20 protein-coding genes, 1 tRNA gene and 1 pseudogene are annotated in these 22,666 nt (G+C 71.6%); 11 read left to right on the top strand and 11 right to left on the bottom strand.

Annotated features, from left to right (window positions below):
- Positions 1 to 45: 45 nt before the first annotated feature.
- A tRNA-Leu gene (locus tag IG86_RS0101215) sits at positions 46 to 128 on the bottom strand.
- Positions 129 to 421: 293 nt separating this feature from the next.
- Between IG86_RS0101215 and IG86_RS0101210 the strand changes: the two genes are divergently transcribed.
- The 6 genes from IG86_RS0101210 to pknB all read left to right on the top strand — a co-directional run bounded on the left by IG86_RS0101210 (position 422) and on the right by pknB (position 8,507).
- Entirely contained in the window at positions 422 to 1,240 is an 819-nt protein-coding gene (locus IG86_RS0101210; RefSeq protein ID WP_030817157.1) for an FhaA domain-containing protein, read from the top strand.
- A gap of 10 nt (positions 1,241 to 1,250) precedes the next feature.
- A complete protein-coding gene (locus tag IG86_RS0101205) occupies positions 1,251 to 1,751 on the top strand; it encodes an FHA domain-containing protein FhaB/FipA (RefSeq protein ID WP_030647603.1) in 501 nt (166 codons plus the stop codon).
- Between the two features lie 147 nt (positions 1,752 to 1,898).
- Positions 1,899 to 3,356 (top strand): PP2C family protein-serine/threonine phosphatase, encoded by a 1,458-nt coding sequence (locus IG86_RS0101200; RefSeq protein ID WP_030817156.1) that lies wholly within the window; start codon positions 1,899 to 1,901, stop codon positions 3,354 to 3,356.
- A 28-nt stretch (positions 3,357 to 3,384) separates the two neighbouring features.
- Positions 3,385 to 4,809: an FtsW/RodA/SpoVE family cell cycle protein gene (locus tag IG86_RS0101195; protein WP_030647599.1), complete on the top strand. Its 1,425-nt coding sequence runs from the start codon at positions 3,385 to 3,387 to the stop codon at positions 4,807 to 4,809.
- Positions 4,806 to 6,272, top strand: a complete 1,467-nt coding sequence (locus IG86_RS0101190) for a peptidoglycan D,D-transpeptidase FtsI family protein (protein ID WP_030817154.1) — start codon at positions 4,806 to 4,808, stop codon at positions 6,270 to 6,272. Before IG86_RS0101195 ends, IG86_RS0101190 begins: the two co-directional genes overlap by 4 nt.
- 195 nt (positions 6,273 to 6,467) lie before the next feature.
- On the top strand, positions 6,468 to 8,507 hold the full coding sequence (gene pknB, locus IG86_RS0101185; RefSeq protein WP_030817150.1) for a Stk1 family PASTA domain-containing Ser/Thr kinase: 2,040 nt from the start codon (positions 6,468 to 6,470) through the stop codon (positions 8,505 to 8,507).
- Between the two features lie 196 nt (positions 8,508 to 8,703).
- Here pknB and IG86_RS0101180 read toward each other — a convergent pair whose 3' ends face one another.
- From IG86_RS0101180 to IG86_RS0101155, 6 genes and pseudogenes are all read right to left on the bottom strand, one after another.
- On the bottom strand, positions 8,704 to 9,429 hold the full coding sequence (locus IG86_RS0101180; protein ID WP_030894051.1) for a class E sortase: 726 nt from the start codon (positions 9,427 to 9,429) through the stop codon (positions 8,704 to 8,706).
- Between the two features lie 14 nt (positions 9,430 to 9,443).
- Positions 9,444 to 10,280, bottom strand: a pseudogene (locus tag IG86_RS0101175) (class E sortase); the annotation flags it as partial.
- Positions 10,262 to 10,900, bottom strand: coding sequence for an aminodeoxychorismate/anthranilate synthase component II (locus tag IG86_RS0101170; RefSeq protein WP_030817146.1), 639 nt, complete (start codon positions 10,898 to 10,900; stop codon positions 10,262 to 10,264). The gene IG86_RS0101170 and the pseudogene IG86_RS0101175, both read right to left, overlap by 19 nt.
- The gene (locus IG86_RS43445) at positions 10,897 to 11,073 is read right to left on the bottom strand and encodes a hypothetical protein (protein WP_030011120.1); all 177 of its coding nucleotides are present in this window, start codon (positions 11,071 to 11,073) and stop codon (positions 10,897 to 10,899) included. Before IG86_RS43445 ends, IG86_RS0101170 begins: the two co-directional genes overlap by 4 nt.
- A gap of 89 nt (positions 11,074 to 11,162) precedes the next feature.
- On the bottom strand, positions 11,163 to 11,921 hold the full coding sequence (locus tag IG86_RS0101160) for a class E sortase (protein ID WP_078848050.1): 759 nt from the start codon (positions 11,919 to 11,921) through the stop codon (positions 11,163 to 11,165).
- A complete protein-coding gene (locus IG86_RS0101155) occupies positions 11,893 to 12,666 on the bottom strand; it encodes a DUF881 domain-containing protein (protein WP_030817143.1) in 774 nt (257 codons plus the stop codon). Before IG86_RS0101155 ends, IG86_RS0101160 begins: the two co-directional genes overlap by 29 nt.
- A 91-nt stretch (positions 12,667 to 12,757) precedes the next feature.
- Between IG86_RS0101155 and crgA the strand changes: the two genes are divergently transcribed.
- Entirely contained in the window at positions 12,758 to 13,012 is a 255-nt protein-coding gene (crgA, locus tag IG86_RS0101150; RefSeq protein WP_030031168.1) for a cell division protein CrgA, read from the top strand.
- A gap of 115 nt (positions 13,013 to 13,127) precedes the next feature.
- On the opposite strand, the gene IG86_RS0101145 is transcribed toward crgA, so the two are convergent.
- Together IG86_RS0101145 and IG86_RS0101140 are read right to left on the bottom strand one after the other, a co-directional pair.
- Complete coding sequence (locus IG86_RS0101145) at positions 13,128 to 14,003, bottom strand: rhomboid family intramembrane serine protease (protein WP_030817142.1); 876 nt, start codon at positions 14,001 to 14,003, stop codon at positions 13,128 to 13,130.
- Positions 14,004 to 14,183: 180 nt separating this feature from the next.
- On the bottom strand, positions 14,184 to 14,711 hold the full coding sequence (locus IG86_RS0101140; RefSeq protein WP_030817141.1) for a peptidylprolyl isomerase: 528 nt from the start codon (positions 14,709 to 14,711) through the stop codon (positions 14,184 to 14,186).
- 147 nt (positions 14,712 to 14,858) lie between these two features.
- Between IG86_RS0101140 and IG86_RS0101135 the strand changes: the two genes are divergently transcribed.
- A complete protein-coding gene (locus IG86_RS0101135) occupies positions 14,859 to 15,584 on the top strand; it encodes a DUF5324 family protein (RefSeq protein WP_107051793.1) in 726 nt (241 codons plus the stop codon).
- A 93-nt stretch (positions 15,585 to 15,677) separates the two neighbouring features.
- On the opposite strand, the gene IG86_RS44995 is transcribed toward IG86_RS0101135, so the two are convergent.
- On the bottom strand, positions 15,678 to 16,202 hold the full coding sequence (locus tag IG86_RS44995; RefSeq protein ID WP_030817132.1) for a LysM peptidoglycan-binding domain-containing protein: 525 nt from the start codon (positions 16,200 to 16,202) through the stop codon (positions 15,678 to 15,680).
- Positions 16,203 to 16,385: 183 nt separating this feature from the next.
- Here IG86_RS44995 and IG86_RS0101125 point away from each other — a divergent pair, with 183 nt between their 5' ends.
- Both IG86_RS0101125 and IG86_RS42815 read left to right on the top strand, forming a co-directional pair.
- Positions 16,386 to 17,291 (top strand): ATP-grasp domain-containing protein, encoded by a 906-nt coding sequence (locus IG86_RS0101125; protein ID WP_030894041.1) that lies wholly within the window; start codon positions 16,386 to 16,388, stop codon positions 17,289 to 17,291.
- An 88-nt stretch (positions 17,292 to 17,379) separates the two neighbouring features.
- Entirely contained in the window at positions 17,380 to 17,541 is a 162-nt protein-coding gene (locus tag IG86_RS42815) for a hypothetical protein (protein WP_157854747.1), read from the top strand.
- 93 nt (positions 17,542 to 17,634) lie between these two features.
- On the opposite strand, the gene IG86_RS0101115 is transcribed toward IG86_RS42815, so the two are convergent.
- Complete coding sequence (locus IG86_RS0101115) at positions 17,635 to 20,790, bottom strand: AfsR/SARP family transcriptional regulator (RefSeq protein ID WP_063761483.1); 3,156 nt, start codon at positions 20,788 to 20,790, stop codon at positions 17,635 to 17,637.
- A 243-nt stretch (positions 20,791 to 21,033) separates the two neighbouring features.
- Between IG86_RS0101115 and IG86_RS0101110 the strand changes: the two genes are divergently transcribed.
- Positions 21,034 to 22,503: a dimerization domain-containing protein gene (locus tag IG86_RS0101110; protein WP_030817128.1), complete on the top strand. Its 1,470-nt coding sequence runs from the start codon at positions 21,034 to 21,036 to the stop codon at positions 22,501 to 22,503.
- Positions 22,504 to 22,666 lie beyond the last annotated feature (163 nt).

Here is a 22,666-nt window from a genome sequence, read left to right as displayed (position 1 = left end):
GAAACGGCCGCCACCGCTTTCGCAGTGACGACCGTCTCGTCGATGTGGGCGAGGGGGGATTTGAACCCCCACGTCCCGAAGGACACTGGCACCTGAAGCCAGCGCGTCTGCCGTTCCGCCACTCGCCCGAGCAGCGTCCCAGTGGCTCTTCCCTTTCGGGCCGTTCCCCTGGCGACGTCGAAACATTAGCACGTAGAACGGGGTGGATTCACATCGCTTTCCTCCGGGGCATACGCCCCCGTGCGGACAGCCCCTCCCGCACTCCGCTCCCGGTGCGGGACACTGTTCCCGGAGCGCCCCTACGATCCCTTGTGAGGACCAACACTCGTCCTCACAGGAGCGATGGGGAACCACCCGAATCCGCCACGCGTGGATACGATCAGTAAGCAGTACAGGGCGACAACGACGGAGGAGGTGCCCCATGGGAGTTCTGAAGCGGTTCGAGCAGCGACTCGAAGGTCTGGTGAACGGCACCTTCGCCAAGGTGTTCAAGTCCGAAGTCCAGCCGGTGGAGATCGCCGGAGCCCTCCAGCGGGAGTGCGACAACAACGCCACCATCTGGAACCGCGAGCGGACCGTCGTCCCCAACGACTTCATCGTGGAGCTCAGCGCCGGCGACTACGACCGCCTGAGCCCCTACTCCGGGCAGCTCGGCGACGAGCTCGCGGGCCTGGTCCGCGACTACGCCAAGCAGCAGCGGTACAGCTTCATGGGCCCCATCAAGGTCCACCTGGAGAAGGCCGAGGACCTCGACACCGGGCTCTACCGGGTCCGCAGCCGCACCCTGGCCTCCAGCACCTCCCAGCCGCAGGGGGCGCCGCCGTCACCGGCGAGCGGCTACGGCTACCCGCCGGTCGCCGCACCGCCCATGCCCGCCGGCCCGCCCCCGGGCGGACCCGGCGCCCGCAGGCCCGCCCCGGGCGGTCCCGGCGCCGCGGCGCCGGCGGGACCGGGCGGCCCGCGGCGGCACTGGATCGAGATCAACGGCACCCGCCACCAGATCTCGCGCCCCACGCTCGTACTCGGCCGAAGCACGGAAGCCGACGTGCGGATCGACGACCCCGGCGTATCGCGCCGGCACTGTGAGATCCGGACCGGAACGCCCTCGACGATCCAGGATCTCGGGTCCACCAACGGCATCGTGGTGGACGGGCAGCACACCACCCGCGCTACGCTCCGCGACGGCTCGCGGATCGTCGTGGGCAGCACCACCATCATTTACCGGCAAGCCGAAGGGTGAAGCGGGGGCAATGTCAGAGCTGACCCTGACGGTCATGCGGTTGGGTTTCCTGGCCGTTCTGTGGCTGTTCGTCATCGTGGCCGTTCAGGTCATCCGCAGCGATCTCTTCGGGACGAGAGTGACCCAGCGCGGTTCCTCCCGCCGCGGCGGCGCCGGCGGCGCCCCGCAGCAGGGCGGCCGCCAGGCCGCGCCGCCGCAGCAGCGCCAGCGTCGCGGTGCGCCCACCAAGCTCGTCGTGTCCGAGGGCATCCTCACGGGAACCACCGTGGCCCTGGCCGGACAGACGATCACCCTGGGCCGCGCACACGACTCCACGATCGTGCTGGACGACGACTACGCGTCCAGCCGCCATGCCAGGATCTACCCCGACCGTGACGGCCAGTGGATCGTCGAGGATCTCGGGTCCACCAACGGCACGTATCTCGACCGGACCCGGCTGACCACCCCGACGCCCATTCCGCCGGGCGCACCGATCCGCATCGGCAAGACCGTCATCGAGCTGCGGAAGTAGTACGAGAATGAGCGAGCGGAGCGAGCGCGCGGCGGTGATCCGTGCCACCGAGGACACGGACACGAGCGCGCTCCCGACCGGAGGGTGGGCAGTGTGGCTCGAGACCGGTTGTACCCGGAGGAAGCTTCGTCGACAGGGCAGGTGCGCATGAGTCTGTCCCTGCGGTTCGCCGCCGGATCCCACAAGGGCATGATCCGCGAGGGGAACGAGGACTCCGGCTACGCCGGCCCACGTCTCCTGGCGATCGCCGACGGCATGGGAGGCCAGGCCGCCGGCGAGGTCGCGAGCTCCGAGGTGATCTCCACCCTCGTGCAGCTCGACGACGACGTCCCGGGCTCCGACATCCTCACCTCCCTCGCCACCGCCGTGCAGCGCGCCAACGACCAGCTGCGCGTCATGGTCGAGGAGGACCCCCAGCTCGAGGGCATGGGCACCACCCTCACCGCCCTGCTGTGGACCGGCCAGCGCCTCGGCCTCGTCCACGTCGGCGACTCCCGCGCCTACCTGCTCCGCGACGGCGTCCTCACGCAGATCACCCAGGACCACACCTGGGTGCAGCGCCTGGTGGACGAGGGCCGGATCACGGAGGAGGAGGCGACGACCCACCCGCAGCGCTCCCTGCTGATGCGCGCGCTGGGCAGCGGCGACATCGTCGAGCCCGACCTCTCCATCCGCGAGGTCCGCGCCGGCGACCGCTACCTGATCTGCTCCGACGGGCTCTCCGGCGTCGTCTCCCACCAGACCCTGGAGGAGACCCTCGCCGACTACCACGGCCCCCGCGAGACCGTGCAGTCCCTGATCCAGCTCGCGCTGCGCGGCGGCGGGCCGGACAACATCACCTGCATCGTCGCCGACGTCCTCGACACCGACAGCGGCGACACCCTCGCCGCCCAGGTCAGCGACACCCCGGTGGTCGTCGGCGCGGTCGCCGAGAACCAGCACCAGCTCTTCGACGGCGGCAACGCCATGCAGTCCGCGGCCGGCCGTGCCGCCGGGCTCGGCCGCCAGGCCCCGCCGCCCGCGGGCTCCTTCGGCCCGCCCGGCAGCGGCGACGCCCCCGGCTACGGGTACGGCGACCAGGGCCAGGGCGGCGGCTACGGCTCCTTCGGCGGGGCCGACGGCTACGACGCCGACTCCGGCTACGACGACACCTACGACCACCCCCGCAGGCGCCGCAGCAAAGGGCGCAAGTGGACCACCCGCACACTGACCCTGCTCGTCGTCGCCGGTGTCATCGGCGGCGGCCTCTACGCCGGCTGGCGCTGGACCCAGACCCAGTTCTACGTCGGCGTGAAGGGCGAGCACGTCGCACTCTTCCGCGGCATCAGCCCGAAGCTCGGACCGCTGGAGCTCTCCAAGGTGGAGACCGACCGCCCCGACATCGAACTGAAGTACCTGCCGCCCTTCAAGCGCAAGCTGGTCGAGGCCACCATCAGCGAGGGCAGCCTCGACGGTGCCCGCAAGAAGCTGGACGACCTCGGCGTCCAGGTCTCAGCGTGCAAGAAGGACGAAGAGCGCCGAGGCGCCGAGGCGCAGAACAGCCAGACACCCGGCCCCAGCCTGACTCCCGAGGAGCAGCAGCTGGTCGGCCTGTGCGGAAAGTAGCCCGCGGGCACAGGGGGCCTGCCACACCATGAGCGTTGTCACCAATACGACCACCATCGGCGCCATCGAGCTGCCGAGCCGGCGGAACACCGAGCTCCTGCTGCTCGCCTTCGCCGTGGTCATCCCGATCTTCGCCTACGCCAACGTGGGTCTGGCGATCCACGGCGAGCTGCCCCCCGGCATGTTCGCCTACGGGGCCGGCTTCGCCGTCCTCGCCGGCATAGCGCACGTCGTCGTACGCCGGTACGCGAAGTACGCCGACCCGCTGCTGCTGCCGCTCGCCACCCTGCTCAACGGCCTCGGCGTCGTCCTGATCTGGCGCCTGGACCAGTCCGAGCGGCTGCAGAACCTCGCCAAGCGCAGCTTCGGCGACTTCTCGCCCTCCGCGCCCCGCCAGATGATGTACACCGCGCTGGCGATCGCCCTGTTCGCCGCCGTACTGCTGATCCTCAAGGACCACCGCGTCCTGCAGCGGTTCACGTACATCTCCATGGCCGGCGCGCTGGTGCTGCTGATCCTGCCCGTCGTCCCGGGCCTGGGCGCCGACGTCTTCGGCGCCAAGATCTGGATCAGCGTCGGCGGCTTCTCCATCCAGCCCGGTGAGTTCGCCAAGATCGTCATCGCGATCTTCTTCGCCGGCTACCTGATGGTGAAGCGCGACGCGCTCGCGCTGGCCAGCCGCCGCTTCATGGGCCTCTACCTGCCGCGCGGCCGCGACCTCGGCCCGATCCTGATGATCTGGGCGATGAGCCTGCTGGTCCTGGTCTTCGAGAACGACCTGGGTACCTCGCTGCTCTTCTTCGGCATGTTCGTGATCATGCTGTACGTGGCCACCGAGCGCACCAGCTGGATCGTCATCGGTCTGCTGATGTCGGTCGGCGGCGCGGTCGTGGTGGCCTCCTTCGCCAGCCACGTCCAGGCCCGCGTCAACGCCTGGCTCGACCCCTTCGGCTGCTACGCCACCTCGGGCGCCTGCGAGCAGGTCGGCCAGTCGATCATGAGCTTCGGATCCGGCGGGGTCCTCGGCGCCGGATGGGGCCAGGGCAACTCCGACCTCATCGGCTTCGCCGCCAACTCCGACTTCATCTTCTCCACCGTCGGCGAAGAGCTCGGTCTCTCCGGTGTGATGGCCTTCCTCCTGGTCTACGGACTCATCATCGAGCGGGGCGTCCGCACCGCCCTCGCCGCCCGCGACCCCTTCGGCAAGCTCTTCGCCATCGGCCTCTCCGGCGCCTTCGCGCTCCAGATCTTCGTCGTCGCCGGCGGAGTCATGGGACTCATCCCCCTCACCGGCATGACGATGCCCTTCCTCGCGTCCGGCGGTTCCTCCGTCCTCGCGAACTGGATCCTCATCGCCGTCCTCATCCGGATCAGCGACACCGCCCGCCGACCGGCACCGGCCCCGGCCCCGTCCCCCGACTCCGAGATGACCCAGGTGGTCCGCCCGTCATGAACAAGCCCCTGCGCCGCATCTCGCTGTTCTGCGGGCTGCTCGTCCTCGCGCTGCTGATCCGGACCAACTGGCTGCAGTACGTCCAGGCCGAGGAACTCAGCACGCGCAAGGAGAACCGACGGGTCCAGATCGCCCAGTACGCCACCGAGCGCGGCAACATCATCGTCCAGGGCGAGCCGATCACCGGTTCCGCGGTCACCGACGGCAGCGACTACAAGTACAAGCGCACCTACACGGACGGGGCGCTCTGGTCCCCGGTGACCGGGTACGCCTCGCAGGCCTTCGGCGCCACCCAGCTCGAATCGCTGGAGGACGGCATCCTCACCGGCAACGACGACCGGCTGTTCTTCGACCGCACCATCGGCATGTTCACCGGCGAGAAGAAGCAGGGCGGCAACGTCGTCACCACGCTCAACCGCGCCGCGCAGCAGGCCGCCTTCGAGAAGCTCGGCACCAAGAAGGGCGCGGTCGCAGCGATCGACCCGCGCACCGGTGCCATCCTCGCGCTGGTCTCCACGCCTTCCTACGACCCGTCCAGCTTCGCCGGAAACTCCAAGAGCGACGAGAAGGCCTGGGTCGAGCTGAAGGACAGCGAGGACAAGAAGCTCGTCAACCGCGCCCTGCGCGAGACCTACCCGCCCGGCTCCACCTTCAAGGTGGTCACCGCCGCGGCCGCCCTGGAACACGGCGTGGTCGACAAGATCGACGACCCGACGGACACCCCCGAGCCGTACATCCTCCCGGGCACCAAGACCCAGCTGCCCAACTCCCACACCGGTTGCGAGAAGGCCAGCCTCAACGAGGCGCTGCGCATCTCCTGCAACTCCGTCTTCGCGAACCTCGGTGACAAGGTCACCCGCGACAAGATGGTGGAGACGGCCGAGAAGTTCGGCTTCAACAACGACAAGATCGACACTCCGGTCCGCGCCTTCGCCAGCGTCTACGACAAGAAGATGGGCAGGGACGGCAACGCCCAGAGCGCGATCGGGCAGTTCAACACCGCCGCCACCCCGCTGCAGATGGCCATGGTCACGGCGGCGATCGCCAACGACGGCAAGCTGATGAAGCCGTACATGGTGGACAACCTCACGGCCCCCAACCTGGACATCATCGAGAAGCACGAGCCGCAGGAGATGAGCCGGCCGCTCTCCCCGGGCAACGCGCAGAAGGTCCAGCAGATGATGGTCAACGTCGTCGAGAAGGGCACCGGCGAGAAGGCCAAGATCAAGAACGTGACGGTCGGCGGCAAGACCGGTACCGCCCAGCACGGCGAGGGCAACAAGAAGCGTCCGTACGCCTGGTTCATCTCCTACGCCGAGAACGCGGACGGCACCTCGCCCGTCGCCGTCGCCGTGGTGATCGAGGACAGCGAGGGCACCGCCCGCGACGACATCAGCGGTGGCGGTCTCGCCGCTCCCGTCGCCAAGGCGGTCATGGAAGCGGTGCTGGGAAGCCAGGGGTGAACAGGCGGGTCACAGGCCGGAATACGTGACGCAGGTCACTGATTCCGACCCGGATCCGAGCGTACGGTACCGGTCCAGTATCAGCCTGTGGCCACGAACCGATCACGGACGATCGGCCGGTAGCCTTTGCGCGAACAGCACACCGCCGGACCACACACAGGTGCGGTCGGGACTGACGGAGAGGGCTGCAACGTTATGGAAGAGCCGCGTCGCCTCGGCGGCCGGTACGAGCTGAGCCACGTGCTCGGCCGCGGTGGCATGGCCGAGGTCTACCTCGCCCACGACACCCGGCTCGGCCGTACCGTCGCCGTCAAGACCCTGCGTGCCGATCTCGCCCGCGACCCGTCCTTCCAGGCCCGGTTCCGGCGCGAGGCCCAGTCGGCCGCGTCGCTGAACCACCCCGCGATCGTCGCCGTCTACGACACCGGCGAGGACTACGTCGACAACATCTCCATCCCGTACATCGTGATGGAGTACGTCGACGGCTCCACCCTGCGCGAGCTGCTGCACTCGGGCCGCAAGCTGCTGCCCGAGCGCACGCTGGAGATGTGCATCGGCATTCTCCAGGCCCTGGAGTACTCGCACCGCGCCGGCATCGTGCACCGCGACATCAAGCCCGCCAACGTGATGCTGACCCGCACCGGTCAGGTCAAGGTCATGGACTTCGGCATCGCCCGCGCCATGGGCGACTCCGGCATGACCATGACGCAGACGGCCGCCGTGATCGGCACCGCCCAGTACCTCTCCCCGGAGCAGGCCAAGGGCGAGCAGGTCGACGCGCGCTCCGACCTCTACTCCGCGGGCTGCCTGCTCTACGAGCTCCTCAGCGTGCGGCCCCCGTTCGTCGGCGACTCCCCGGTGGCCGTGGCGTACCAGCACGTACGGGAAGAGCCGCAGCCCCCGTCGAACTTCGACCCCGAGATCACGCCCGAGATGGACGCCATCGTCCTCAAGGCGCTGGTCAAGGACCCCGACTACCGCTACCAGTCCGCGGACGAGATGCGCGCCGACATCGAGGCCTGCCTCGACGGCCAGCCCGTCGCCGCCACCGCCGCCATGGGCGCGGCCGGCTACGGCTACCCGGACCAGGGGCACGGCTACGGCCCGCAGGGCTACGACCAGCCGACCACGGCCCTGCGCACCACCGACGCGGGTGCCCAGACGTCGATGATGCCGCCCATGCCCCCGGGCGAAGGCGGCTACGGCTACGGCGACCAGGGCCACGGCGGCTACGACCAGGGCTCGAACCGCCGCCAGAACCAGAAGAAGAGCAGGGCGTCCACCGTGCTGCTCGTGGCGGCCGGCATCCTCGTCCTCGTCGGAGCGATCCTCATCGGCCGCTCCCTCTTCGGGGACACGGCCGACAACCGGCCCACCGTGCCCAAACTCGTCGGCCAGACCCTGGAAGCGGCGACGAAGAGCGGCGTGAACTCCAAGCTCAAGGTGGTCAAGGGCGCCGACGAGCCCTGCGACGACCAGCCCAAGGGCAACGTCTGCAAGCAGGACCCGGCGGCCGGCGCCAAGGCCGAGGAGGGCTCCACCGTCACGGTGACCATCTCCTCGGGCGCCCCGAAGGTGTCCGTCCTCGACGTCCTCAACATGAAGTTCGAGGACGCGGAGAAGGCGCTGCGGGAGAAGGGCTTCCAGGTCGACCGCAAGAACCAGGAGTCCGACCGCACCCCGGGCACCGTCCTGGAGCAGAACCCGAAGGCCGGCTCCGAGGCGGAGAAGAACAGCGTGATCACGCTGACGGTCGCCAAGGAGCAGTCCAAGGCCGAGGTCCCCGACCTCAAGGGCAAGACCAAGGACGAGGCGGAGAAGGCCCTCAAGGCCGTCAACCTGCGGCTCGGCAGCGTCACGGAGTCCGACCAGCAGCCCGGGGCCGTTCCGGGCACGGTCATCGCCCAGCAGATCGCGGCGGGCCAGCAGCTGGAGCAGAACAAGGCGGTGGGCATCACCATCGCCAAGGCCGCCCAGGCGACGGTCGTCCCGAACTTCGCCGGCCGGACGGTGGGCCAGTACAAGGACGACCTCAAGCGCGCCAACCTGCGGGTCGGCATCGTCACCGGTCCGTCGGACGACAACGCGATCGTGATCGGCACCGACCCGCAGCCCGGCACCCCGGGCACCTCGGGTCAGGCCGTGAACCTGTTCACGGTCGCCGGGCAGCAGGACGGCGGGAACAACAACGGCGGTCTCTTCGGAGGCCTGACCGGTGGCGGAGGCCGCCGCTAGCAGCGGCCGCGTCACCGACGCAGCGACAAAGGTCCGGCCCCTCTCGCCTGCGAGGGGCCGGACCTTTTCGTACGGCCGGCGCCCCGGGCGCCGCCAGAAGGCCGCCTGTGGCCCCGCAGGGTGCGCCTGAGTCTCCTGTGGCCCCCGGGCTCCCGCAGCGGCTCTCAGGGCCCCTGGGGGCCCGGACGGGCCCGCCTCAGCGCAGCTCGGCCGGGAGTGTGCGCTTCGCGTCGACCTTCTCCGTGCGGACCAGCTCGCCCCACACGATGTACCGGTACTTCGAGGTGTAGACCGGCGTGCAGGTGGTGAGCGTGATGTAGCGGCCCGGAGCGGTCTTGCCCGACTCCTTGGGGACCGCGTTGATCACGTCGGTGTTGTACTTCGAGGTCTGGCGCAGCTCCGCGAAGACCTTGTAGACGTACCAGGTGTCCCGGGTCTCGAAGACGACCGCGTCGCCGTTCTTCACCTTGTCGATGTTGTGGAACTTCGCCCCGTGGCCGTCCCGGTGCGCGGCGAGCGAGAAGTTCCCCTTCTCGTCCCACGGCAGCGCCGACTTCACGGGCTCCGTGTAGTAGCCGGCGACGCCGTCGTCGAGAACGTCCGGCGCCGTGCCCGCCTTGACGAGCACCTCGCCGTTCTTCATGGCCGGGACGTGCAGGAAGCCGACCCCGCCCCGGGTGTCCAGCGCTCCGGGCCCGGCCTGCTCGGGGGCCGGGTCCTGCCACTGGCGGCGGATCTCGTCGCCCCGCGCGGCGGCCTGCCGGTCCGCGAGCACGTTCGTCCACCACAGCGAATAGGCCACGAACAGGCCCAGCACCAGGCCCACCGTGATCAGGACCTCGCCCAGCAGGCTCAGGAACCCTGCGAGCACACTGCGGCTGCCGACGGGCGGGGCCGCGGGGCGGCGGCTGGCACGAGACACTGCTTGATTCGTCCTTAGCTGGTCAGCGCGGGCGGCGGGCCCTGGCTGCGGGGGCGTTCCTCGGTCATCCTGCCCCATACGATCATCCGGTAGGTGCTGGTGAACTCAGGGGTGCAGGTGGTCAGCGTGATGTACCGGCCCGGGTAAGTGAACCCCGACCCCTCCGGCACGGGCTTGATCACCCCGACGTTCGTCGGCGGCGTCTGCGCCAGCGACGAGGTCGTCTCGTAGGTGTAGTAGGCGTCCCGGGTCTCGACCACGACGGGATCCCCGGGGACGAGCCGGTTGATGTAGCGGAACGGCTCTCCGTGGGTGTTGCGGTGTCCGGCCACCGCGAAGTTGCCCTGCTCGTCGGCCGGCATCGCGGTCTTCAGCGCGCCCTCGCCGTAGTGCCCGACCATGCCCTTGTCCAGCACCTTCGGCTTGCTGATTCCCTCGGCGACGGGGACCTTCACGTCCAGCTTGGGGATGTGGAGGATGGCGAAGCCCTGGCCCGGCTCGAAGGCCGTCACGGGCGGTGCCGCGGCGCCACCGTCCGGCGGCCGCTCCCAGGTCTGCCGCAGGGAGCCTGCGGCGCCGTTCGCCGTCCGCTCGGCCAGCAGGTTCGTGTACCAGAGCTGGTAGGCGACGAACAGCAGCATCACCAGGCCCACCGTGATGAAGAGTTCCCCGCCCAGCCGGCTCGCGATGACCGCCGGGCCGCCGGACGCCGGCCGCTTGCGCCGCCGCCCGCCCCGCCTCCGGGTGTTCCTGGCGGCCCGTTTCGCGGCCTCCTGAGCTGCCCTGCGTCGCGCGGCCCGGCCCTCGGTGGGCGCGGACGGCGCGACCGTCGTCACGCGACGGCCTTGCCCACCACCGGGGCCAGCCCCACCGAGCGTTCCACCGCGCCCGCGTCACCGCAGCGCACCAGCCAGTTCGCGAGCATCCGGTGGCCCCATTCGGTCAGGACCGACTCGGGGTGGAACTGCACGCCTTCGACGTCGTGCTCCCGGTGGCGCAGGCCCATGATGATCCCGTCCTCGGTCCGGGCCGTGACCTGCAGGACGTCGGGCAGGGTCCCGGGCTCGGCCGCGAGGGAGTGGTACCGGGTCGCGGTGAACGGCGAGGGCAGTCCCTCGAACACGCCCAGGCCCTCGTGCTCCACGGGGGAGGTCTTGCCGTGCAGCAGCTCGGGCGCCCGGCCCACGACGCCTCCGTAGGCGACCGCCATCGACTGCATGCCGAGGCAGACGCCGAAGACGGGGACACCGGTGTCGGCGCAGTGCCGGACCATGTCGACGCAGACCCCCGCCTCCTCCGGAGTGCCCGGACCGGGGGAGAGCAGTACGCCGTCGAAGCCGTCCTGCGCGTGGGCGAGGGCGACCTCGTCGTTGCGCAGCACCTCGCACTCGGCTCCGAGCTGGTACAGGTACTGGACCAGGTTGAAGACGAAGCTGTCGTAGTTGTCTACCACCAGAATGCGTGCGCTCACGGAGTGGCTCCCGATCCCTCGTCCACCGTCACGTCGTTGAACGGAAGGAGCGGCTCGGCCCAGGGGAAGACGTACTGGAACAGCACGAAGACCACGGCGAGGACCAGTACGAGAGAGATCAGCGCGCGTACCCACGCGTTGCCCGGCAGATGCCGCCAGATCCAGCCGTACATGCCGCCTGATTCCTTTTCGTCCACATTCGTTCACCGCACCGCGGGGGCGGTACGCGAACAGACTAAAGCCAGCGGCCCGGCGGAGGGGGTCACCTGGACGAACCCCCCGGTCGGCCCTGTCCGCCGGCGCGCGTCCCGGTCAGTTCCCCCCACACCACCAGCCGGTGGCTGTGCCCCCATTCCGGGTCGCAGGTGGTCAGCGTCAGGTACCGGCCCGGTGCGGTGAAGGGCGACTTCCGCGGGACCGGGTCGACCACCCCGACGTCGGTGGGCAGGGTGCGCAGTGGCCCGCCGCGGATCGTGTACGTGTACCAGGTGGCCGCGTCCTTGAGGATCACCTCGTCCCCCGGGCGCAGCTTCGGGAAGTCCTTGAAGGGATCTCCGTGGGTGCGGCGGTGGCCGGCCACGGAGAAGTTCCCGACGGCCCCGAGGCGGGCGGTGGAGGCGTAGTGGCCCAGGCCCTTCTTCAGCAGCTCGGCGTCCGTGCCCTCCAGGACGGGCCGGACCCAGTCCGGGCCGAAGCGCGGGACGTACATCTCGGCGAAGGCCCGGCCGGGGGCGTACCGCGGTTCCCGCGGGGCGGCGGACGCGGGCGGCGGCGCGGCGGCCCCGGGGGCGGCGGCCGGGGCCGCCTGTGGCGCGGCGGCCGCCCAGCTGTCACGCAGCCGGGCCATCTCGCCGTCCGCGGCCCGGTCCGCCTTGACCCCGGTCCACAGCAGGACGTAGGCGACGAAGAGCACGATCAGCGTGCCGGCCGTCAGGCACACCTCGCTGACCGTCCGCACCGCCAGGCGCAGTACGACGTCGGGACGGACCCGGTCACGGGGTGGTGGCCACCGGCTTCGCATAGTGGAGGTCCACTGTGCCGGAGTAGGCGGGAAGTGTCAGCGCCTTGTGCTCGTCCACTTTCCAGCCCAGGCCGTAGGCGTTCACGTACAGCTGGTAGTTCTGCAGGGCGGGCGAGGCGGCGAGGGCCTTCCTCAGCGCGGCGGGGTCGCCGACCGCCGAGATCTTGTACGGGGGGGAGTAGACCCGGCCCTGGAGGATCAGGGTGTTGCCCACGCAGCGCACCGCGCTGGTGGAGATGAGCCGCTGGTCCATGACCTGGATGCCCTCGGCGCCGCCCTGCCACAGGGCGTTCACCACGGCCTGGAGGTCCTGCTGGTGGATCACGAGGTCGTTGGGCTGCGGCTCGGGCACGTTGGGGATGCGGGCGGTGGCGTTCGGCGGGGCGTCGTTGAGGGTGACGGTCAGGCCCTTGCCGGAGAGCTCCTCGGTACCGGAGGCGGCGCGCAGGGCGGCCAGCTTCGCGTCCTCCGCCCCGGTGCTGCCGTCGTCGCGGTCGGCGAGGGCGTCCACGCGGCCGCGGGCCACCGCGGTGCTCTCCTCCAGCTCGGCGTTGTCCTGGCTGCGTTCCTTGATCAGGTCCGACAGCTTGAGGAGGGAGGCGTCCGTCCGGATGTTCGTACCCTTGGAAGTGTTGAAACTGGTGACGAAGAGCAGCCCGGCGAGGGCGAAGACGGCGGCCGTCAGCAACCGGACCGGCCTGGCCCGGCGACGGGGACCCGCGGAGGAGTCGTCTGAATTGCTCAACGTACCCTTCTCCTTCAACGCCACAGGTCCACTACGCTAACGGACGCCCGGGGCAGGCAAGGTCCCCAGCGCATCGACAGGAGAGCCCCTCGTGCCGAAGTCACGTATCCGCAAGAAGGACGACTACACGCCGCCGCCCACGCGGCAGCCGCAGAACATCCGGCTGACCAACCGCAGCTGGGTCGCCCCGGTCATGCTGGCGTTCTTCCTGATCGGTCTCGCGTGGATCGTCGTCTTCTACGTGACCGAGACCCAGCTGCCGATCGAGGCCCTGGGCAACTGGAACATCGTGGTCGGCTTCGGCTTCATCGCGGCGGGATTCGGCGTTTCCACGCAGTGGAAGTAGCACGCCGCAGTCCCTGACGGAAGCTCTCCCCATGAGTTATCCACAGCGTCATCCACACCTGAGGAAAAGACAGAAGATCTGTGGATAACTCTGTGGAGAGTTGACGCCGGTGTGATCAGGTGAGTTCCGCCGTACGGAGCATGATCAGCCCCGCTGCCAGCAGGAACACCACCGCACAGGTGCCCCACTGGACGAGTGCGCGATGCTTCGCGGCGGTCGGCGTGAGCATGCCCAGCCCGACCAGCGCACCGGTGATCAGACCGCCGACGTGGGCCTGCCACGACACGCGCACGGCGCCGCCGAACGGTACGAAGGTCAGCACCAGCATCAGCACGACCATGATGATCACCGGCCGCATCTCGTACCGCAGCCGCCTCGCCAGCACCACCGTCGCGCCGAGCAGACCGAAGATCGCTCCGGACGCGCCGACGGTCGGGGCGTCCGGCGCGCTCAGGAGATAGACGAGAGCGCTCGCGCCCAGGCCCGAGAGCAGGTAGACGGCGAGGTAGCGGGTCCGGCCGAGGGCCGCTTCCAGCGGGCCGCCGATGACCCACAGCGCGATCATGTTGCTGATGATGTGCCACCACTCGACGTGCAGGAACACCGAGGTCAGCAGCCGGTGGTACTCGCCCGTGGAGACGCCCTGGACGGGGCCGCCGAAGTACTCGACGTAGCGGCCGAGCAGCCCCAGCTGCACCACCAGCCCCGGGGCCAGCAGGCCGGCGAAGAAGACCGCGACGTTGATCCCGATGAGGATCTTGGTGACCAGCTGGGGATCCTCGGCGACCACTCCGCCCGCGATGGTGCGCGCCGCGTTGGCGGTGGGGCGGTGCCCGGTCCCGGAGCCCCCGCGGACGCACTCGGGGCACTGGAAGCCGACCGAGGCGCTGATCATGCACTCGGGGCAGATGGGGCGCTCGCAGCGCGTGCAGGTGATCCCCGTGTCGCGGTCCGGGTGGCGGTAGCAGCCGGGCAGACGGTCGGTGTCCATCGGTCCCCTCGGTCGGCGGCGGCAGGGGGTGCGCCCCGCCGGTGCGGTACGTATCCAGTACGGACGGGCGGGGCGGAAAGGTTCCCGGCGGCGGACCGGGCGGAGCGGGGCGGCCCGGAGCGACTGGGAACGGCCCGGAGCGGCTCGGGCGGAGCGCTGGGCGGAGAGCGGGGCGGTCCGTCAGCGCTTCTCGACGACGACGGACTTGATGATCACGTCCTCCAGCGGCCGCTCGGTGCGCGAGTTGGTGGCGCTGGCGGCGATGGCGTCCACGACCTTCTGGCTCGCGGGGTCGTTGACCTCGCCGAAGATGGTGTGCTTGCGCGTCAGCCAGGCGGTGGGGGCGACGGTGATGAAGAACTGCGAGCCGTTGGTGCCCGGGCCGGCGTTGGCCATGGCGAGCAGGTACGGCTTGGTGAAGGCCAGGTCGGGGTGGAACTCGTCCGCGAACGCGTAGCCGGGACCGCCGGTGCCGTTGCCGAGCGGGTCACCGCCCTGGATCATGAAGCCGCTGATGACGCGGTGGAAGACGGTGCCGTCGTAGAGGGGGTCCGTGGTCTTCTGGCCGTCCGTGGGACGGGTCCACTCGCGGGCGCCCGTGGCGAGCTCGACGAAGTTCCGGACGGTCTTCGGAGCGAAGTTCTCCAGCAGCTCGATCTCGATGTCGCCGTGGGTGGTCTTCAGGGTGGCGTAGAGCTTCTCGGCCACGGATCTGCCTTCCATAGTCATCACTGTCGGTCCAGATGGTCGCACGGAGCGCTCCGCGGCACTGAAATCCTCCACCCGTATGCCCTGTCACGCATGCCTGTCGTCGCTATGGCAGGCATGATCCGACAAAGGGTGGAAAGGTGAACTGTGTCCGCCACCGAGGAGGAGGATCCCGTGACCGGCAAGGACAGCGCGCGCCTGGCAGCCGAGAGCGCCAGGGAGAGCGTGCGGTACGCGGCTGAAATGGTGGCGCCGTACGCGGAATCCGCCAGGGACGCTGCGGCGCACTACGCACACGAGGCCAATGAACGGCTGTCGCCGATGGTGTCCCAGGCTGCCACCGGCGCCGCGCGCCAAGCCCGGATGACCTACGACTGCCATCTGCAACCGCGCCTGAAGGCGGCGCGGGCGCACGTGCCGCCACCCGTTGACAGGGCTGCGACCAAGGCGGTCCACCAGACGCGTCTGGCGGCCCGTCAGGCGGCCGACTACACACAGCCGAAGATCGAGAGCGCCCTCGCGGCCGCCTCCCCCGTGGCCGAGGAGGCCGCGGCGCGGTCGGCCGCGGCACTGGCGGCGCTGCGCGGGCAGGTGACGGCGAAGGAAGTGCAGAAGCTCGTGCGCAAGCACGAGCGGGCGCAGCGCCGCGGCCGGGTCCTGCGCGGGGCCGCCCTGGTGGGCCTGCTCGCGGCCGGCGCCTACCTGGCGTGGCGGTGGTGGGACCAGCAGTCCAACCCGGACTGGCTCGTCGAGCCGCCGGCGGCGACCGAGCTGTCGGACCGCGACGCCGCACCGGCGAGCTTCGACGACGAGCTGGCGGAGAAGGAGCGCGAGGCCGGTTCTTCGGGACCGGAGGCGGGCTCCGGTCACTAGACGGCGACTGGGCGGCCACCGGGACGTTCCACAGCACGGGGAAGGGCCCGCACCCCCTCAGGGGGTGCGGGCCCTTCCGCGTCCGCGTGCGGGTCAGGCCGGCAGGGTCAGGACCGCACCCGGCGGCACGAGGTCGGGGTTGGCGCCGATGACGCCCCTGTTCATGGCGTAGAGCTCGCGCCAGCGTGCCTCGTTGCCGAGCTCGCGGCCGGCGATCGCGGCGAGCGTGTCGCCCTGCCTGACGGTGTAGGTGCGCCTCTCCGCGGCGGGCTTCGGCTTGCCCACGGGCGCCGCGGGCACCGCCTTGTGCGCGGCCGAGTGGGGCGTCGGCGTGTGCGCCGCCCCCGGCGGCGTGGACGGCCGCGCGGGCTTCGGCATCGCGGTGGGCCTGGGCGCCGCGGGCACGGCCTTGTGCGCCGCGGAGCCGGGAGTCGGGGTCGCGGGTGCGGGTGCGGGCCTGGGCGGCGCGGCGGCCGCCATGCGCTCGGCGGCGGCCCTGGTCGCCGAGGCGGCGTCGGCCGCGGCACTCCTGGAAGGGCCCGCCCCCTCGTCCGCCCGCTGCGGCACCTGTTCCTGCGCCTTCTTCTTGTCGGACTTGAGGAAGTCGAAGATTCCCATGTCTGTACGCCTCCGCCTGAGGGTCCCCCCTGGTGTCGATGCCCTTCCCCCACTGTCCGCCACCGGGCGGCGGGCGGCCCAGTGACGGGGCCGTCCGGGGGACCCGCGGGTCGCGGGAACGCGCCGGGAAGCGACCGGGAAGACCTGGCCCGAGCATCGTGGGACACGATGGAGGAGAAGACTGTGATCATCAGACAGGCCGCCGAGCGCGTGGTTCTGGTCAGGCCCGGGCCGGGGCTCCTGCACGCCGCGTTCGTGGCGGGCCTGGACGTCTGGGTCGTGTCGGACGCGGCGGCACGGCCCCCGGACGCCCCTTTCCCCATCGAGCTGCCGCCGCAGCGGATCCTGCGGGCGGACTTCGACGACGCCACCGCGCTGCGGGCCCTGCTGGCCGACACGGTCCTGCGGCACGGGATCGGCCACGTCCTGTACCTCGCGAGCGATCTCGCAAAGGGCCTCGCCAGCGGTGCGGCGGCGGCCGCCGAGGACGTGCTGGCGGACCTCGCCGCGTCCCGCCCGACTCCCGCGGGCGGGCTGCCGGACGCGGTCGCGGTACGGCGCGTCCTGAACCAGAGCCGGACCTCGGCCGTACGCGCCGAGGAAGCGCGGACCGTGGCCGAGGCCCGCGCGCTCGCCGAGGACTTCCCACTGCCCGTGGTCATCAAGTCCGCCGACGAGTCCGGCTGCTGGTGGACCGTACCGGTGCACGACCGGCCCGGACTCGACCGGTGGGCCGAGCAGGCCCTGAGCGCGCGCCACCGCGCCCCCTACCTCGTCGAGGAACTCCTGACGGGGGCGAAGTTCCACGTCGAGACCCTCACCGTCGACGGCATGCACCTGGTCGCGGGGATCACTCCCGAGGACAACGCGCCACCGCTGCCCGAGGCGGAACGGGCCGGGATCCGCGCGACCGTACGGGCCCTGCTGGACCTGGTCGGCTACGAGTGCGGCGCCACGCGGACGGACGTGCTGGTCGGCGCGCGGGGATCGCGCATCGCCGCCGCCGTGGAGCCGGACCGGGAACGACGCCGCGGCGGCCCTTCCCGCACCGCCGTGGCGACCGGTAGCGAGAGGGGAACGGACCGGTAAGGGACTGGGCCAGTCTGTGTCCTGTCGAAAGCGGCACCCCACCACACGGGAGCCGCGCACCGGTTGCACACACCAGGGGGTTCAGCACATGCGCAGCAAGCTGGTCGGACTGATCGGGATCTTCGCGGTGGCCCTGGTGACCGGAGCCGGTGTGACGGCGCAGACGGCGGACGCCGGTCAGCCCTCCGGATACGAGGTGCTCGCGGACGACAAGGGCCCGGGCGCCCCCTCCCCGCGCCCCGTCCCCTGACCCGCCCCGTCCCCTGGCCCGGCCGGCTGCCGCGCAGGACGTGGGAAGTGCCCCGTACCGGATCCGCGGTACGGGGCACTTCCCCGTGCGGGGTCAGTAGGCCCGGCGGTGCTCCGGCAGCCCCATGACCTCGAACAACGCCTCCGCCGCCGTGCGGTGTCCGGCCGCCGCCGACGGGTCCCCGAGCGCCTCGGTCGCGTGGGCGAGGCCCACCAGAGCCGCCGCCTCCTCGGCCCGGAAGCTCATGGGCGACGCGATCTTGTGGGCATGCGCGTGCAGGTCCAGCGCCGCCGCGTGTTCCCCCCATGCCGCGTGGAGCCGTCCCAGGACGTTCTCCACCTTGGCGAGCCGGATCGGGGCACCGCTCGTGCGGCCCAGGACCAGGGCCCGCTCGGCGAACGCCCGCGCCGCCACGCCGTCCTCGCGCTCCTGGGCCACCCGGGCGGACAGCGCGAGCACCAGGGCGACGTCCCCCGGCGACTTCGTCTCGTCGCACAGGTCCCGGGCCCGCTTGAGCGTGGCGTCCGCGTCCGTGTACTCCGCCAGGCCCACCTGGGCGAAGGCCAGGTCGGTCAGGGCCGCGATCACGTTGCTGCGGTAGCCGAGTTCGCGGCCGATCCCGATCGCCCGCCGGGCGGCGGCGGCCGCTTCGGGATACCGTCCCCACCGCTCGTACAGCGTGCTGAGCGTGCTCAGGGTCTCGGCCTCCGCCCGGGGGTTGCCCAGGTCCCGGGCCATCGCGACCGACCGCTCCAGCAGCGGCAGGGCCTCCGCGTACCTCCCCAGCATCGACATCAGCAGCCCGATGGTCGAGTCGCCGTGCGCCTCCGTGTGCCGGTCCCCGGCGCTCACCGCGGTGTCCCGCGCCTCCGTGGCCACGTCCAGGCCCTCTTCGAAGCGGCCCAGCTTCCAGCAGGCGGCTCCCAGGTTGGCCAGGCTGATCCCCAGCAGGGCCGGATCGCCGAGCCGGCGGGCCGCGGCGACGGCCAGGTGCCCGACGCTCCAGAACTCGTCGAGCTGCCCCTGCGCGTGCAGGTGGAAGCCGACGTTGCGGCTCAGACACGCCGCGTACCGGTCGTGGCCGGACCGTTCGGCGAGCGACACCGCCGCCAGCAGCCCGGCCTGTTCCCGGTCGAACCAGCTCACGGCCTCCTCGGCGTTGCGGAAGGACGGCCGCTCGCCCCCGTAGGGCGGGATCCCGGTGGGCCGCTGCTCACGGCGCGGGAAGAGCACCTCGCAGGCCGCGTCCGAGGTCGTCATGTAGTAGCCGAGGAGCCGCTCGACCGCCACCGCGTCGTCCTGCGCCGTCGCCGGGCCCCGCAGGCTCTGCGCGAAGGTGCGCACCAGGTCGTGGAAGGTGTAGAGCCCGATGTCCGGCTGCTGTACGAGATGGACGTCCAGCAGGAACTCCAGTGCGTCCTCGGCGTCCCGGACGGCCGTGCCGAGCAGCGCGGCCGCCGAGTACACGTCGGTACCGGCGCACGGGTACAGGCTGAGGATGCGGAACGCGGTGCGGTACTCCTCGTCCATCGCCAGGTACGACAGGCGCAGGGTCGCCGCGACGCTGCGCTCCCCCGAACTCAGCTCGTCCATCCGGCGCGTCTCGTCACGCAGCCGCTCGACGAGATAACGCACGGTCCAGCGCGGCCTGTTGCGCAGCCGGGCCGTCGCGATCCGCAGGGCCAGCGGCAAGTGGCCGCACAATTCAGCCAGTTCGGCGGAGGCCTCCGGCTCCGCGGTCACCCTGGCCGTGCCGAGCGTCTCGCTCATCAGGCTGGTGCTGTCCTGGGGCTCCATCATCCCGATGGACACCCACTCGACACCGTCGAGGTCGAGGAGCCGCCCGCGGCTCGTGATCAGTACGAGGCAGCCCGGCGAGGCCGGCAGCAGCGGCCGGATCTGCGGGGCGTCGACCGCGTTGTCGAGCAGCAGCAGCACCCGCCGGCCGTCCAGCTTCGCCCGCCACAGGGCGGTGCGCCCCTCCAGGTCCTCCGGTATGCGGTCGCCGGGCGTGCCGAGGGTGCGCAGCAGGCCGTCGAGCGCGGCGGCGGGTGAGACGGGACTGCCGCCCGGGGTGAAGCCGCGAAGGTCGACGTGGAGCTGCCCGTCGGGGTAGCGGCCGGCCAACTGGTGGGCGGCGTGGACGGCGAGGGTGGTCTTCCCCATGCCGCCCATGCCGTCGATGGCCACGATCCGGGAGTACCTCTCGCCGCCCCGGCAGGCGCCCTGTGCGTAGTCGAAGAGCCGGCTGAGCTCGCGGGCTCGGCCGGTGAAGTCGGGCAGGTCGTACGGCAGGGTGCACGGGGCGTCGTCCGACGCGGCGCCCTCCTGCGCGGGCGGCAACCGCTGCGGCTGCGAAGGCGGTTGCGGCGGCTGCTCGGAGACCGCCTCCGCGAGGATCGGCCCCTCGGGCAACGGGCCCGCCGGGACCGCCGGTTCGGCCGCTTCCGGTTCGGGCCGCGCCGGTACGGGCCCGGGCGTCGCGGGGGCCATCGGCTCGGGGGCCGGCCGCTCGGGTGCGGCCAGCTCCGGGCCGTCCCGCAGGATCGCCTCGTACAGCTTGGCCAGCCGGGGCCCGGGATCGATCCCCAGCTCGTCCACGAGCAGCCCGCGGACCTCCCCGTACTCCTTGAGCGCCTCCGCCTGCCGTCCCGAGCGGTACAGGGCCAGCATCAGCTGCCCGCGCAGCGTCTCCCGCAGGGGGTGCTGCGTGATCAGTGCGCGCAGGTCGGAGACCAGCTCTCCGCTCTCGCCGAGCGCGAGGGACAGATCGAAGAACTGCTCGGCCGCGGCCAGCCGGCGCTCCTCCAGCGCCGTCGCGGCGGCCTCGATCACCGGCCCGCCCGTGCCGGACAGGACCGATCCCCGCCACAGCGCGAGCGCGGACCGCAGGTGCTCGGCGGCCGACGGGCGGTCGCCCTCCCGCAGGGCCTGCGCCGCAGCCCTGGACAGCGCGTCGAACTCCAGCAGGTCGACCTGCCCGTCCGTCACCACCACCCGGTAGCCGGGCCCGTCGGTGGCGATCACCGCCGTCCCGGTGGGAATGCGCCGGCGCAGGTCGGCGACGGCCTTGCGGACCTGGTGCGCGGCGGTCGCCGGCGGGTCCTTCTCCCAGGTCGCCTCCACCAGCCGGGCCACGGGCACCACCCGGCCCGCTTCGAGGAGCAGCATGCAGAGGACGCGTTCCTGGATCGATCCCCCCAGCCGCAGCCGTACCCCGCCCGCCCAGCCCTCGAGCGAGCCGAGCACGTTGAAGCGCGGAAGGTCCCCCTCAAGGCCCCTCGTGCTTCTCTTCCAGGTCTCCTTATCCGCCCCCGCCATCGGACATCCCCCCGTAAGCACAGGCCCTGACCAGGGCCGTGTCAACGGGATCATAGGGCGTCCCTCCAGCACGCGGTAAGCATCCGGTAGCGGATCAGGAAGGCCCGCACGGACAGTTCACCGGCAGGCCCGACAAGGCCGCGGACAGAGCGAGTGCCGAAGGAGACGAGTGTGGGAAGACTGGAGCGACCACTGGCCCCCGACGCCGGACCCGTCACCGCGTTCGCCCGGGAGCTGCGCATGCTGCGGACCGCGGCGGGCAGCCCCGGTTACCGCGAGATGGCGACCCGTGCCATGTTCTCCGCGTCCGTCCTCTCCGAGGCGGCGGCCGGATACCGCCTCCCGACCCTCCAGGTGGCCCTCGCCTTCGCCGAAGCGTGCGGCGGCGACCGCGCCGGCTGGGAGCGGCGCTGGCACGAGGCGGCGCGCACCGCAGGCGACGACGGCGCCCCCCGCCCCGCGGCCAAGGCCGTGCAGACGCACCAGGAGAACGAACTGCGCGCCGCCGACGTGCGTGCCGTGCTCCCCCCGCCGGCCCAGCTCCCGATGGAACCGCACACCCTGGTGGGACGGTCCGCCCTGCTCCGGCAGGCCCGGTCCCTGACCGCCCGGTCCCACGGCGCGGAGCGGCCCGTGGCACCGCTGGTGATCAGCGGGCAGGTCGGTGCGGGCAAGTCGGCCTTCGCACTGCGCCTGGCCCACGAACTGGCGGCGGACCTGCCCGACGGACAGCTCTACGCGAACCTGGACCCGGCCGTCGGCGGGCACGACGACGCCGCCGGGATCGCGGGCGGTTTCCTGGAGGCGCTGGGCATCCCCGCCGACCGCGTCCCCGCCGACCCCGGGCAGCGCATCGGGTTGTACCGGTCCCTGCTGAAGCGCCGCCGGCTGCTCGTCGTACTCGACGGCGTGCGGCACGAGCACCAGGTGCGGGAGCTGCTGACGGCCGCGCCCGAGAGCCGCATCCTCATCACCAGCCGCTCCCGGCTGCTCGGCCTGGACGGGGTGCGCCGGATGCGGGTGCCCGCCCTGGAGCGGAACGAGTCCGTGGCGCTGCTCGCCCGGCTGCTGGGCGGCGACCGGGTCGGTGCCGAACCGCGCGCCTGTCTGCTCCTCGCCGACGCCTGTGGTGACCTGCCGCTGGCGCTGAACCTGGCGGGCCGGCGCATCGCGGCCCGACCGGAGTGGATGCTCCAGCACGCGGTGTCGGACCTGATCGGCGACCGGCGGCGGGAACCCGCCCGCTTCCTCGGCCGGCTGAGGGTGGGCGACGACGCCCTGGCCACCCGCCTCGACGACGCCTACCGGCAGCTGACCCCGTGGGCCCGCCTGATGCTGCGCCAGTTCGCCGGCTCCGAGAACCCGCCCTCGGTGGACGACGTCGTGTACGGGTCCGCCGAAGCGCTCGCCGCCCTGGTCGAGCGCTCCGCCCAGCCGGTCGAGGACCTCCTCGAACGGCTCCTGGACGCCGGCCTGCTCGACCACTCGGACCTGCCCGGGCAGTACGGGCTGACGCCGATGGCCCGGGCGTTCGCCCTGACCCAGCCGGACCCCACGCAAGAGGCCCCGCCCGTCGCGCCACGCCCCGAGGCCCCCGTGCCCGGGGCGTGGCTTGCGGATCCTGCCGGGCCGCGTGGGTGATCGTCAGGTAGAGGTGTTCGTCGAGGATCTTGGCCAGTGACGTGCCGGGCCTGCCGAGTCCGGCGCACGGGTCCGCCTCCCGGACAGCGCGGCCGGTTCCAGGTGCTCGCGGGCGAGCCGGGCCGCGACCACCATCCGCCGGGCCTCGGTGGCCAGTTCCGTC

The organism is Streptomyces virginiae, assembly GCF_000720455.1.
Taxonomy (GTDB): Bacteria; Actinomycetota; Actinomycetes; order Streptomycetales; family Streptomycetaceae; genus Streptomyces; species Streptomyces virginiae.
The sequence above is the reverse complement of the archived record's forward strand: the minus strand, read 5'-3'. Positions and strand labels throughout refer to the sequence as shown.